Here is a 13,758-nt window from a genome sequence, read left to right as displayed (position 1 = left end):
CCGAGCAGCGCCACCCGCGTACCACCGAAGGGATCACCATGGCCGCACCACGCACGACCGACGCCGACCGCCACACCGCAGCGGGTGAGGAGTACGAGCACACCGCAGTCCCGGCCCACGCCAGGAAGAGCCTGCTCTCCGTGGCCGGAGTGTGGGCCGGCTTCCCCATGTGCCTGGGCAACGCCGTGTTCGGCGGCCTGATCGTCTACAACCTCGGCCTCGTACAGGGTTTCTGGGCCATCCTCACCGGAAACCTTCTGCTCTTCTGTTACGTGGGTGCGTTGAGCCACCACGCCGGCAGGACCGGGCGCAGCTTCGCGCAGCAGTCCGCCGCGGTGTTCGGTCCGCGCGGTCGCGCGGTCGTCTCCGGATTCCTCGCCACCGTCGTCATCGGCTGGTTCTCCTACCAGGTCGGTCTCACCGGCACGGCCCTGCACCAGGTCCTCGGCTGGACCCCGTTGTGGGGCGCACTGCTCGGGGCCGCTGTATACATCGGTCTGACCGCGGCCGGTATACGGGCCCTTTCCGCCGTCGGGCTGCTGGGCGTCCCGCTCTTCCTCGTCACCGCGGCCCTCGCCTTCTGGTACGCGGCGCAGGACGGCGCCGGCCTCTCCCAGGCCCTCGACTTCCAGGGGCACGACCACGGCATCACCTTCTGGTCCGCCGTCGGCATCGTCATCGCCGGTTTCGTCGACTCGGGGACCATGACGGCGGACTTCACACGCTGGAGCCGGGACGGCCGGTCCGCCGTCCTGGCCACGTTCAGCGCGTTCCCGCTCAGCAACACCGTCGCCTACCTGGTCGGTGGCGCCGTCGTCGCCACCGGCGGCGCCGCGAACCCGGCGACCGACGGCGGTACCTACCTCGGCCTGCTCACCGGACACGGCGCCTGGATCACCGCGTTGGCCGTCCTCTTCACCCTCACGAACCTCGGCTCCGTCGCCGCACACTGCCTGTACAACGCGGCCCTGGGATGGTCGGGTACGACACCGCTGCGCATGCGCCCCCTGGTCGTCGCCCTCGGGGTCCTCGGATCGGTCATCGCCCTGACCGGTGTGTGGAGTTCCATCGTGAGCTGGCTCCAGCTCCTCGGTATCCTCGTGCCGCCCATCGGAGCCGTGCTGATCGTCCAGCACGCGGCCGACCGGTTCCGGCGGCGTCCGCCGCGACCCGCCGACGACGTCGAGGCACCCACCGGGGGACCGGGTTCCCGCCACGCCGGATACGTCCTTCCCGCGCTCGTCGCCTGGGCGGCCGGATCGGCGGCGGCGTGGGCGCTGCACCACACGCACCCCGGCTCCGTGGACGCCGCGCTCGGGTTCGCGGTGGCCGCCCTGGTCCACGGCGGCCACCTCTGGTGGACGAGGCGTCGCCCGTCCGACGGCGAAGCCGCCACGAGCACGCCCCCGACGGCCGGCGCCGGGGCCGGCCGCTCCACTGCCGACTCCGCGGAGCCCGATCCGCTCCACGTGTGAGACGAGTGGCAGCCCCGGCTTCGTCCCCTGTCGCCGACCTGCCCCACCCCACGTCCCCGCCGAGAACAAAGGGCCCCCGTGACTCCCGAAGAACGCGATGAACTGTGCTTCCTGCCGGCCACCGACATCGTCACCGGAGTGGCCGACCGCCGCCTCAGCCCGGTCGAGATCGTGGACGCGGTGCTGGACCGTATGGAGGAGGTCAACCCGCTGATCGGCGCCTTCTGCACACCCGCCCCCGAGCAGGCCCGCGCGAGGGCGGTCGCGCTGGCGAACCACCTGGCCCGTGGCGGAACCCCTGGACCACTGGCCGGTGTGCCGCTCGGCGTGAAGGACCTGATCGCGACCGCGGGTCTGCGGACCACCTCCGGTTCCCCCGCGTACCGCGACCACGTACCCGACGAGGACGACATCGTCGTGGAACGGAGCGTCGAGGCCGGAGCCGTCGTGCTCGGCAAGACCAACACCACGGAGTTCGGTTACAGCGCGGCCGGCCACAACCCCCTCTTCCCGCCCAGCCGCAATCCGTGGAGCACCGGACTGACCCCCGGCGGTTCCAGTGCCGGATCGGCTGCCGCGGTCGCCGCGGGACTCGGCCCGGTGGCGCTCGGCAGTGACGGCGGCTGCTCCTTGCGCGTGCCCGCCGCATTCTGTGAACTGGTCGGCTTCAAACCGTCGATGGGCCGTGTCCCGGTCTGGCCGGGATGCCGCGACGAACGGTTCCCCGGCGTCTCGGGCTGGGAGAGCCTCGAACATCTGGGAGTGCTGACCCGAACGGTCGCCGACACCGCTCTCATGCTGTCGGTGCTCGCCGGCCCCGACCCGCGGGACCGGCACTCCATCCCCTGCCACGACGTCGACTGGAACACAGCGGTCCGGCGCGGCGCCGTGGAAGGATGCGCCGGGCTCCGCATCGCCTACAGCCCCGATCTCGGCTACCTCCCGGTCGACCCCGCGGTGCGTGCGGTCGTCGACGATGCAGTCTCCGCCTTCCGTGACCTGGGCTGCACGGTCGAGGAGGCCGAACCGGGCTGGAGCGACCCCGCGGAAGCGTTTCAGGCGCTGATCACCGCCGAGACGGACCTGACCGGCATGCGCCGCCTCATCGACGCGCACGGCCCGTCCATGTCCCCGCACCTGGTGTCCTGGATGACCCGGGAATGGACGGCGGAGGAGCTGACCGACGCCAACATCGCGCGCAAGGCCCTGACCAACCGCATGGCCGTGTTGATGTCCCGCTACGACATCCTCATCACGCCCACCTCCTGCGTCCCCCCGTTCCCCGTCGGCATGCAGGGACCCTGCCGTATCGATGGACGGCGCGTCACCGACACCGCCTGGATCGGCTTCAACTACCCGGCGTCCCTCACCGGTGCGCCCGCGGTCAGTCTCCCGGCCGGCCGTACACCGGACGGTCTCCCGGTCGGCCTCCAGCTGATCGGTGGCCACCTCGCCGACGAGACCGTCCTCCGTACGGCCGCGGCCTACGAGGCGATACGTCCCTGGGCTCATCGCCGTCCGAGGGTGACCGGAGGCCGAGCGGCAAGGGAGCGGACGGCGGGCACCGTCGCTCCCTGAAGACAGTCGTCGCGACGCTTCTTGGGGGCCTCGGCGCCCCGGCGTCTTCGTGATCGAGATCGACGGGGCGACGACCGGCGTGCCGTAGCTGTCGTCGTGCGCCTGCCAGGAATTGCGGGACAGGGACAGCCCTCAGGGGGTGTCGGTGCAGATCGCAGTCGGGCGGGTCAGCGATCACGGGGCGACGCGGTCTTCATGGGGCGGTTCCCACCGGCCTTTCCAGTACGGGCGCACCTGAATATGGGCTGGGCCGCCTCGGTCGTTCGCTTCGCCGCGTTCTGGACAGGCTGCCGGCGGCGAGGAATCCCAGACCGTGAGGGTTGCGGTCACATGTCCTGAGTCGCAGCTCGCGTCGCTGTCTGCAACCGCTCTCGAATCGGCCATCTGTGCCCTGCGCACGCTTGTTGGTCGGATCGCACTCGCCCTGCTCTGTATCGCCGCGTCAGCCCGCTACGAGGCGAGATGCGGCGCAGAGCTGCGAGAACCCAGGTGCCACACTACTGAGCGGCATGGTGCGCTCCGCCACTGGGCCTCCACCTCGCAGACACACCTTCCTCACTGACATGAACATGCATTTCTCGCCAACGGGGCAACGGCGTGGCGGACTTGACAGAGTCTCATGATCGTCCGGTGATACGCTCGCGTGCACATGCCACATGAGCATTCACCTTGGCATGGCTACAGCCAGGAGGCTCTCCGGGCGGTGACGTCTGCCCACAGCCGAGGGTCCGCTTGGACAGTTTTCGAGAGCTGGAATCCAGCCGCTCAATAGAGAGTCACATGACGAATTTTTGGCAGGATCCGACAGTCTGGGCGCTTGCCGTCGGCGTCGCTGTCGCCGCCACGGTAATAACTCGCCAGCGAAAAACGATCAAGGCGCTACGTCGTCGAAAGCAGGGCCTTCAGGGTGAGCTGACCGCATCGCAGGGCAGGGCCGCCGACCTCGAGTCCACCGTCACCGAGCTGCGCAGCGGCTACGACGAGGTGGTCCGCCAGGCCAAGGAAGAGGCGGAGGAGGCCACGAACACCGTACTGAAGTCGGCCATGCGGACCCTTCAAGGCCTTGCCGCGGAGCAGCAGCGGGCCATCTCCGGGTTGCAGAAGAAGTACGGCGACTCGGCCGTGTTGCGGGACATGCTGGACATCGACCACATGAACTCGCAGTTCAACCGACGTGCGCAGTCCATTGCTGTGCTGTGCGGCGGGTGGCTCGGCCGGCAGCGGGAGGCTGCATCGGTCTATGACGTGATCCGCGGAGCGCAGGGCCGTATCCGGCACTACCAGCGCATCGAAATCGCCTCACGGGTCGATTTCGCGGTGACCAGCCGAGCCGTCGAACCGATCGCGCTGACGGTGGCCGAGCTGCTCGACAACGCGACCAGCTATTCCGAGCCGTCCACCATGGTCGAGGTCGAGGTGCGGACGGTGCCCCGGGGCATCTGCATCGTGATCGACGACGCCGGTGTCGGCATGAGCGAGGAAGAACGGACGAACGCCACCGCTCTGCTGTCCAGCGGGTCTGCGGTCAGCGTTGCGGAGCTCGGCAACCCTCCCGCGTTCGGCTTCGCGGTGATCGGTGCCCTGTGCGCGCGGTTCGGGTTCACGGTCGCCATCGACAGCACCTCTCCCTACGGCGGCGTCCGCGCGGTGGTGATGGTGCCGAAGGAGTTGTTGACCGAGATGCCCGAACCCAAGACGCCCACTACCACGCAGGAAGTCAATGCCGCTGCCGAGAGCCGCGCATCGGCTCCTGCGGCGGCAGAGGGCGGGCTGCCCCGGCGACGGAACAAGCGCGGCATGGCGCTCGTGCCGGACGGCGGCCGCAGATCTGATGAAGCGCCGCCGGCCCGGTCAGCAGAGGCAAGGGTGGCGGCCATGGGCGCGTTTCAGCGCGGCACTCTCAGCGGCCGAGGTGCGGGGGTACCGGCCGCCGAAGGCGATACCACTGCCGATTCACACGAAGGATTCGATGCCCCGTGAGCGACGACCTGTCCTGGATGCTTGAGGACGCGCTGCAGATTCCGCATGCTCTCCACGCGGTCCTGATTTCTGCCGACGGCCTCCAGATGTCCCGTACTGCGGAGTTTGACAGGGGCGATGCCGACAAGGTGGCCGCCGCCGTCTCCGGCCTGCAGTCGCTCAGCCGGGCCGTCAGCTTCTTCTGCGGTGAGCACGGAGCGAACTGGCGCCAGACCCTCATCGAGTTCGACGGGGGCTGGGTGTTCCTGAACGCTGCGGGCGGCGGCAGCTACCTTGCCGTGGCGGCGTCGGCCGAGGTCGACATGCAGGACATCACGTACCGGATGCAGCAGCTGGTCAGCCGGCTGGGCAAGGCGATGTCGACCGGCCTTCGCGGCGACACGGTCACCTCATGACGGAACCCGCCCGTCCCGAGCCCGAGCCCGAGGTCGTGTCCGAGGCCGGAGAATTAGTCCGTCCCTACGTCATCACCCGTGGCCGTGACCTGCCCGATGAGGGCGAGTTCGCCCTCATCACTCTCGTTACGACGGCCTCCGACGAGCAGCAGCGCCCCCAACGGCTCTCGCCCGAGGAGGAACAGATCCTGGAGATGTGCTCCAGTGGCTACCTCTCGGTCGCTGAGATCGCCGCGCACTCCCAGCTGCCGCTCGGGGTGGTCAAGGCGCTGCTCAGTTCCCTCGCCGAGGGGGGCTATCTCGTGACCCGGGCGCCCGTGCCCTCGGCCCGTCCCACCAACAAGGCCCTGCTCAAGGAGGTGCTCGATGGCCTCAAGGCTCTCTCTGTCTGAGGATGCCTACGTGCCCAGCGGCGCACAGCAGACTGCAGTGAAAATCCTGGTCGTCGGGCATTTCGCCGTCGGCAAGACCACCCTGATCGGCTCACTTTCCGAGATCACGCCGTTGTCCACCGAGGAGCGGATGACAACGCTCTCGGAGCGCGTCGACGACCTCAAAGGGGTTCAGGGAAAGACCACCACCACCGTCGCCCTGGACTTTGGCCGGCTGACGCTGAGCGAGCGCATCGTTCTGTACCTGTTCGGCTCCCCCGGACAGCAGCGCTTCGTGAGTCTCTGGGACGACACGGCCCGCGGAGCGCTGGGCGCCCTGGTCCTGGTGGACCCCGAGCGCCTGGCCGACTCCTTCGACATCATGGATCTGGTCGAGAGTTACGGCCTCGATTTCGCCGTGGCCATCAATCACTTCGACGGCAGTACGGTCCACACCCCGGAGGACGTCCGGGAGGCACTCGACCTGCTGCCCGACACCCCCGTCGTCACCATCGACGCACGCGACGAGAAGTCGTCCGTCGACGCCCTGATCACCTTGGTCCGCTATCTGCACGAGCGCGCCGACCTGGAGCACGCATGACAACCCCCTCCGTACCTCCGCCCGGCTGCCCCGCACACGGCAGCGGGCAGCGCATACCCCTGGACAGCGCGGAGTTCGCTGCCAATCCGCACGCGTACTACCGCTACATGCGCGAGCTCGGCCCCACCGCTCCGGTCACCATCGCCCCCGGCGTGGAGGCGACGCTGGTGACCGATTACAACGCGGCTCTGGAACTGCTGCAGGATTCGACGACCTTTCGCAAGGACTCACGCCGCTGGCGTGCCCTGGCCGAGGGCCGCGTCCGCCCCGACAGCCCGGTCCTGCCGCTGCTGGCCTACCGGCCGAACGCGATGTTCACCGACGGCGCCGAGCATGTGCGGCTGCGCCAGGCCATCACCGACTCCTTCGCCCGCGTCAGCAACAAGCGGCTGAGCCGGATCGTCGGCCAGGCGGCCCAGTTCCTCATCAACCAGTTCAGCGCCCGCGGCAGCGCTGACCTGCTCCGCGACTACGCCCAGCAGCTCCCGCTGTACGTGTTCAACGAGCTGTTCGGCTGCCCGGCAGAGATCGGTGACCGGGTGCTGTTCGGCATCTCCGGCATGTTCGACGGAGTCAACGCCGAAGCGGCCAGCCAGGTCCTGCTCGGAGCGGTCAGCGAGCTGGTGGCGCTCAAGCGCGCCCAGCCCGGGGAGGACGTCACGTCCTACCTGATGCAGCATCCGGCGCAGCTGAACGACGAGGAACTGGCGCACACACTGGTGTTGCTCCTCGGTGCGGGCGGCGAGCCGGAGGGCAACCTGATCGGCAACGCCTTCTACACGATGCTGACCAACGAGGAGTTCGCGCGCCTGGGGCAGTTCGACAAGGCTGTGGACGACACGCTGTGGCGCAATGCGCCGATGTCCAACTATGCGCCCCATTACCCGGTGGTCGACACGGACGTGGCCGGCGACAAGGTGCGCGCCGGTGACCTGGTGCTGGTGTCCTTCGGCGCCGCCAACACGGCGCTCGCGGACCGCGGTGCCGACACCCGCGGTCACCTCGCCTGGAGCGCCGGCCCGCACGCCTGCCCGTCGAAGGAGCCGGCCAGGCTGATCGCCCTGACGGGCCTGGAGACGCTGTTCAACGCCCTGCCCGACGTTGAACTCGCCGTCCCCGCGGACAGCCTCGCCTGGCGGCCCGGTCCCTTCAACCGGGCCCTGATCTCCCTGCCCGTGCGGTTCAGCGCAGTCACCCCGCGCGCCGCGGCCGCACCGGAGCCGACGGCCGTGCCCCGCTACGAGGCACCCCCCGTCGCGGCCGCACCCGCGCCAGCGGCGCCGCAGCCCACCGGCAAAGCGGGGCGCTGGAGCAGCTTCAGGAAGTGGCTGACGGGCCAGTAGCCCACACCCCCTGTGATGCATGTGACACAGGCAGTTGACATAGCCTGCATGAAAGATCAACTTCCTGGGTAGGACGGCGCGGAGTGTCTGGAGTGACACAAGATGAAGGAGAGGTAGTGGACCTCGCAAGCATCTCCGCGCCCCCATTCGCGAGCGCCCGACCGGGCGCACGGCGCACCACCCTCAGCAGACGGAACGCGTGCGGGGGCCGAGACCCCGACCAGCCGCAGGACCGAATACCCGCTGCTCCCGGCAGCGGATCGACCCTCGTCTCCTCCCTTGCCGGCGGAGCACGTCCCCGTACTCCCGCACCGTCCAGACGCGTTACGCGCCACGACGTGCGAGGCACACGATGAACTCCCGCCCGGATCCCGGCGTACCGGCAACCAGCCCCGGCGAGACGACGCTCGGCGACCACGTACTCGGTCAGCTGCGGCGCCTGGGCGCCACGGTGGGCCTGAGCGAGGCGGACACCGAGCTGTACGGACAGGTCCTGATCGACTCCCTCGCAGGCGCCGCCCACCGGCCGCTGTTTCTGCCGCCGGCCTCGCCCACCTTCCTCTCCGATGACCACACCCCCGTCGAGTTCTCCCTCGCCAGCGCTCCGGACGCCGACCCGTCCCTGCGCGTGCTCGTGGAGCCCGGGTGGGCCCACAGCGACATGGTCGACAGCGGCTGTGCCGGGCTTGCGGTCATCCGTGCCATGGGCGCCCGCTGGGGCTTCGCCACCGACCAACTCGACGCCCTCGCCGACCTGTTCTTCCCCGCCGCAGCACAGGGCCCCTTGGCCCTGTGGTATGCGCTCGATCTGCGCGCCGGAGGGGTCCCAGGGGTCAAGGTCTACCTGAACCCCTCCGCCTCCGGCCCGGAAAACGCGGCCCGCACCGTGCACGAGGCACTGCGGCGGCTCGGCTACGGCCGGGCCTTCGAGCAACTGCCCCCGGCGGCCGGCTATCCGTTCCTCGCTCTGGACCTGGGCGCCTGGGCGTCCCCCCGCGTCAAGGTCTACGTGAGACACCCGCGCATGTCAGCCGATGACGCCTGCGCGCTCAGCCGTACCTCCGGAGCCTCAGCGGCCGACATCCGCTACTTCTTCCACGCGGCCGCGGGCTCCCTCGCGCCGTCCGAGCGCGGCGGAAACGACACCCTGCGACTGGTGCGGCGGCCTGCGCTCACCTGCCACTCCTTCACCGAAGGCGACAGCAACCCGAGCGGCTTCACGCTCCACATCCCCGTTCGCGACTACGTGCGCGACGACGATGAGGCCCTCGCCCGCGCCACAGCGCTGCTGACCCGGGCCGGCATGGACCCCACCGTCCTGAACCGAAGTCTGGGAGCGCTGACACAGCGAACCCTCGCCGACGGAGTGGGGCTGATCGCCTACCTGGCCCTGGTGTACGAGCGCAACCGGCCGCCCCGGCTCACCTCCTACCTGAGTTCCGAGGCCCACCGCGTCCGGCCGCCGCAGGAGCAGTACCCGCGGGGCACCTGGATGCCTGCGGAACGCACCCAGAGCGTCCTGGACCTCGGGCGCCAGGCCGTCGGCCACATCAGCCCGCCCACCGCACAGAAGGAAGTCACGTGGAGCCCTACCGCATCAAGGTCGTAGAACCTCTTGCCTTCACCACCCGGGAGGAGCGCGAGGCCGCGCTGAAGCGGGTCGCCTACAACCCCTTCGATCTGCGGGCCGACGAAGTCACCATCGATCTGTTGAGCGACTCCGGGACCGGTGCCATCTCCGCAGACCAGCTCGCCGCAGGAATGCAGGGCGACGAGTCCTACGCCGGCAGCCGCTCCTTCTACCGGTGGCACGAGGTCGTCTCCGAACTCACCGGCTACCCCCACATCCTGCCGGCCCACCAAGGCCGCGCGGCCGAGCGCATCCTCTTCTCCTCGCTGCTGCGGCCTGGCACGAGTGTGCTGTCCAACACGCACTTCGACACCACCCGCGCCAACGTCGAACTGACTGGCTGCACGGCGTACGACCTGCCCTGCGCCGAGGCGAAGGACCTCGACAGCGACTTTCCGTTCAAGGGCAACATCGACCTGATCGCCCTCGAACAGGCCCTGGAGAACGCGGACCAGACGCCCGTTGGGGCCGTGCTGATGACCATCACCAACAACGGTGGCGGGGGCCAGCCGGTCAGCATGGACAACCTGCACCGCACCGCCGAACTGTGCCGCCGTCACAACGTGCCGATGATCCTCGACGCGGCCCGGTTCGCGGAGAACGCCTGGCTGGTGACCCAGCGCGAACCCGGCTACGCCGACCGCACCCCGCGCCAGGTCGCCGAGGAAGCCTTCCGCCTCGCCGACGGCTGCGTCATGAGCGCGAAGAAGGACGGAATCGTCCACATTGGCGGCTTCATCGGTCTGAAGGACGCCGAACTCGCCGAGCGGTGCGGGGGTCTGCTCATCGCCACCGAAGGATTCACCACCTACGGCGGTCTGTCCGGACGTGACCTCGACATGATGGCCCGCGGCCTCCTCGAAGTGACCGAGCCGGCCTACCTCGCCGAGCGTGCCGACATAGCCGCCTATCTCGCCGCACGCATCCGCGAGGCCGGCGTCGACATCGTGGAACCCGCGGGTCTGCACGCCCTCTACGTCAACGCCGGGCGCCTCCTGCCCCACATCCCCCCGCACCAGTACCCCGGCACCGCACTCGTCTGCGAGCTCTATCTGCGCGGAGGCATCCGCTCGGCGGAGCTGGGGTCGCTGTACCTCGGTGAAGAGGACGAGCACGGCAACCCTGTCAAGACGGCGCCCTACGAACTTGTACGGCTGGCTCTCCCCCGACGGGTCTACACCCGCAGCCACTACGACCACGTCGCAGCCACCCTGGCAGATATCGCGAAGAATCCTGAATCGGTCCGTGGCTACCGGGTTACGGGCCAGTCCCCGATCCTCCGACACTTCAGCATCAAACTGGAGCCCGTGAAGTCCGGCGACTGATCAGCACTGTTCGGTCGTTACGACGCGAGCCCAGCCGTCAGAATCCTGAAGCAGCGCAGATCTTTCGGCTGTACCGGTCCAGCGACAGTGCGGCGGCCACGGGAAGGCCCCACCCTGGTGGGCGAATTCGAGGAGTCGTTGCAACACTGCTGGTCAACTGGCCAGGTCCAGTAACTCAGCGAGGCGCTCGGCTGGGGTTTCCCAGTCGAGCGTTTTGCGTGGGCGGCTGCTGAGTTCTGCGGCGACGGCGGCCAGGTGCTCGGGGCGTGAGCGGACAGGGCGGTGCTTGAGATCGTGGAACCCAAACCTGCAGACGCCGTCTCCTGAGCATGTTCAAGCGGTCCTAGGCGGGCCGGTCGGCCGTAGCGGCGTCCCCGGTCCTGGCCGACCGGTTCGTCCAGCAGGTGAGAGGCGGTGCCGGCAACTTCTTCCCGTGCGGTGCGCCGCTTCGGTGATCAGCTCAGGCAGGTCAGGGCCGGCCTCAAGGCCAGGACATGGGCGGAGTCGGTTCACTGCGTGGTGCGAGCCAGGCCATCAAGAAGCTTCCGCCGAATGCGAAGGGGGGTTCGGTACCGGTTCGTGGTCGACGTACATCACGCACCGCCGCTACGAGGCCGCGGCCGTGCCGTTCGATGGAAGGACCTTGGACGAGTGGCTCGATGAATGGCTGGCCAGGAAGGCGGAGGACCTGGAGGAGAGCACCGTCTACAGCTACACCACGACTCTGGCGCGTCTTCGGGGAATACTCGGGCACATCCGGCTCCAGGACCTCGCCGAGGACGATGTCGAGGAGTGGATGAAGTGGGCGCTGCGCGAGGGCCGGGTGCGAGGTGGCAAGGCGGGCACCGGGTTGGGGGTGGCTTCGGTTGAGATGTCGCTGGCGCGGTTGGAGGAGGCGCTCGGCCGGGCGGTTGCTCGGCGCCTCGTCGAGGTGAACGTTGCCCGGGAGGTGAAGGTCCCTCGAAACCATCGGAAGGCGGAGCGGCGGGCGAAAACCGTGATCCCGCCCTGGAACCTTCAGGAGGTGCGCGCCTTCGTGGATGCGGTCATGGACGACCGTCTCTACGCCGCCTTCCTCCGGTCCTTGATGGGTCTGCGGCCTGCGGAGATCTGCGTCATGCGCTGGGCCGACGTCGACCTGGGCGGGGCCACCCTGACCGTCCACCGGACCCGGACGTTGATGGGCAACAAGGTAGTGGTCTAAGAGGATACGAAGTCCCTTGCGGGGGAGCGTCAGCTCCCCCTGCCTGACCTGGTGGGCGAGGCTCTTGCCGCTTTCCGGGCCACACAGATCACCGAGAAGCCCGATGCGGGGGAGAGGTACGAGGACAACGAGTACGTGCTCGTGGACGGCCTCGGCAGGGCACTCGACGGGCGCCAGTTGCGTGAGCGGGCATACAAGGTCATGGTCGAGAATTCGCTGCGCCGGGTGCGTTTGTACGACGCCCGTGCGAGTTGCTTCACGTACCTGGCGAACCAAGGGGTGCCGGACCGTCTTCTTGCCCGCTGGGCCGGGCACACCGACGTCCGCACGACCAAGCGCTGGTATGTGAAGCCGGATGTGGAGGATCTACGGCCGGCTGCGGAAATGTGGGGAGGTCCGGCGAGTGCCCCGGCCCCCGCTCACGCGGCGAATGTGAGATGTGGGAGCGTGAGTGGGTGAGTGAGAAGAACGTGGAAACCCTGCAATACCGCTTTGACGGGCCAGAAGACGCACCAGTCCTGGTGATCGGCCCCTCCCTCGGTACCACATGGCACACGTAGGCAAATTCGTCTTTGGGTGTCCGCCCAGTCCAATGCGACCGCGTATGGCCAGTTTGGGATCGTTGGGTGGGGGTGCGTCTATGGAGTTGGTGACTCGCCTGTGACACGTTGAGGCCCCGCCGGCTTTTCCCGGCGGGGCCTCAACGTGTGGCTGGTCAGAGAGTCTGCAGCAGCTCTCGTGGGCTCCGTGGTGCCCGGGCTCTCCGCTGTCGAGCGCCCGAAATGGGGACGTGGTGACTACCCGCGTGCCGCGGCCGAGTTTACGATGCGCAAATCTCCTCCCGTCGGCACGCGTGGGCGCGAAGATTGCGTCCCCGATGATGGTCAGCATTGATTGGGCTGTCACCGTCATCATGGTGGCCTGACTGGTGGTCCACGTAGCGGCGGTCCAGATACCCACTGTTGGGGTTTTGATGGATCGGAGGTTTCAGATGCTTGATCGGGGTACCGCGCGACCCGTTGCACTGGTTGGTTTACCCGCCACCGCCACCGCCACGCTTCAGCCGCCCCACCGCCGTTGCCGCGCAAGCGCGCGGGCGGGAGGGTGGGATTGGCCGGGCAGGGGAGGTAACTTGGCGCGCTGTGAAGGGTGAGTCAGATCTCTCGGCGGCACGCTAATTCACTCATCTACGCGGGCAGGCGAGTGAGGAGATCAGCCGGGTCACCGGGGACCGCTCGGGGCCCACGAAGTCACATTCCGCGGGGCGGTCCGCTTCGCTTCTCGGGTCGCTCGTCTTGGGTCATGGGCAGGTCCTGGAGGGTCACCGGACCGGGGTAGAAGGCGGATCCGCCAGGCCCCGTGACCTCCTCGCCGGTGAGCCAAAGATAGAGCCATTTCGCGAACGAGACCGAGTACTCGAAGAACTCGCCCTCGCCGTTTTCGATGAAGAGGCTCCCCTGCCCCAGAGCGCCCTGAGGTGCGTAGAAGATTGACTCGCCCCGATCGGTGCTGCAGATTGGAATCAGACCGTCCGGGCTACCGAAGAGCAGATCGGAGTTATTGAGTGAGACGCGCGGATCGCCCTCGGGTTCACCCTCGTCCCACTCGATCTGCGACCAAGAATGCGACGTCCTGCGAATTCGCTCGGCGAGATTCCAGCGCTCGGTCGCTGGGTGCGATAGATATAGATGGTTGTTGATCATTACCGGAGCGTAGGCATCGGTAATTTCCTTGAAATCCATGGGTAGACTCACGCCCAGTTCATTCTCCAGCTCCTGCCATGCCGCGGGATCCCGGTACCGCCATGTCGGCTCGCCGAGCATCTCCACCACATGACCGAGGGCGTCGTCCTTCAT

Annotated in this window: 11 protein-coding genes and 1 pseudogene; 11 read left to right on the top strand and 1 reads right to left on the bottom strand. The window is 68.3% G+C overall.

The annotated features are described in order from the left end of the window. Positions 1–38 precede the first annotated feature (38 nt). The 11 genes and pseudogenes from OG959_RS04540 to OG959_RS04490 form a co-directional block, all read left to right on the top strand. On the top strand, positions 39–1,475 hold the full coding sequence (locus tag OG959_RS04540; RefSeq protein WP_326656739.1) for a purine-cytosine permease family protein: 1,437 nt from the start codon (positions 39–41) through the stop codon (positions 1,473–1,475). 78 nt (positions 1,476–1,553) lie between these two features. After that, positions 1,554–3,053, top strand: coding sequence for an amidase (locus OG959_RS04535; RefSeq protein ID WP_326656738.1), 1,500 nt, complete (start codon positions 1,554–1,556; stop codon positions 3,051–3,053). A gap of 780 nt (positions 3,054–3,833) precedes the next feature. Continuing rightward, positions 3,834–5,033, top strand: coding sequence for an ATP-binding protein (locus OG959_RS04530; protein WP_326656737.1), 1,200 nt, complete (start codon positions 3,834–3,836; stop codon positions 5,031–5,033). Next, positions 5,030–5,428, top strand: a complete 399-nt coding sequence (locus OG959_RS04525) for a roadblock/LC7 domain-containing protein (RefSeq protein WP_219567465.1) — start codon at positions 5,030–5,032, stop codon at positions 5,426–5,428. Before OG959_RS04530 ends, OG959_RS04525 begins: the two co-directional genes overlap by 4 nt. Further along, positions 5,425–5,820, top strand: a complete 396-nt coding sequence (locus OG959_RS04520) for a DUF742 domain-containing protein (protein WP_326656735.1) — start codon at positions 5,425–5,427, stop codon at positions 5,818–5,820. Before OG959_RS04525 ends, OG959_RS04520 begins: the two co-directional genes overlap by 4 nt. Then, positions 5,795–6,400, top strand: coding sequence for a GTP-binding protein (locus tag OG959_RS04515; RefSeq protein WP_326656734.1), 606 nt, complete (start codon positions 5,795–5,797; stop codon positions 6,398–6,400). Before OG959_RS04520 ends, OG959_RS04515 begins: the two co-directional genes overlap by 26 nt. Continuing rightward, the gene (locus OG959_RS04510; protein WP_326656732.1) at positions 6,397–7,743 is read left to right on the top strand and encodes a cytochrome P450; all 1,347 of its coding nucleotides are present in this window, start codon (positions 6,397–6,399) and stop codon (positions 7,741–7,743) included. Before OG959_RS04515 ends, OG959_RS04510 begins: the two co-directional genes overlap by 4 nt. 352 nt (positions 7,744–8,095) lie before the next feature. Next, positions 8,096–9,352 carry a tryptophan dimethylallyltransferase family protein gene (locus OG959_RS04505; RefSeq protein ID WP_326656730.1) on the top strand — a complete coding sequence of 419 codons (1,257 nt, stop codon included), beginning with the start codon at positions 8,096–8,098 and terminating at the stop codon, positions 9,350–9,352. Continuing rightward, a complete protein-coding gene (locus OG959_RS04500) occupies positions 9,325–10,698 on the top strand; it encodes a tryptophanase (protein WP_326656728.1) in 1,374 nt (457 codons plus the stop codon). The genes OG959_RS04505 and OG959_RS04500 overlap by 28 nt, the downstream gene beginning before the upstream one ends. 643 nt (positions 10,699–11,341) lie before the next feature. Further along, the gene (locus OG959_RS04495; protein WP_326656726.1) at positions 11,342–11,902 is read left to right on the top strand and encodes a site-specific integrase; all 561 of its coding nucleotides are present in this window, start codon (positions 11,342–11,344) and stop codon (positions 11,900–11,902) included. Between the two features lie 36 nt (positions 11,903–11,938). Then, positions 11,939–12,361, top strand: a pseudogene (locus OG959_RS04490) (tyrosine-type recombinase/integrase); the annotation flags it as partial. Positions 12,362–13,152: 791 nt separating this feature from the next. Here OG959_RS04490 and OG959_RS04485 read toward each other — a convergent pair. After that, complete coding sequence (locus OG959_RS04485; RefSeq protein WP_326656725.1) at positions 13,153–13,758, bottom strand: SMI1/KNR4 family protein; 606 nt, start codon at positions 13,756–13,758, stop codon at positions 13,153–13,155.

The organism is Streptomyces sp. NBC_00385 (genome assembly GCF_035917155.1).
Classification (GTDB): domain Bacteria; phylum Actinomycetota; class Actinomycetes; order Streptomycetales; family Streptomycetaceae; genus Streptomyces; species Streptomyces poriferorum.
The sequence above is the reverse complement of the archived record's forward strand: the minus strand, read 5'-3'. Positions and strand labels throughout refer to the sequence as shown.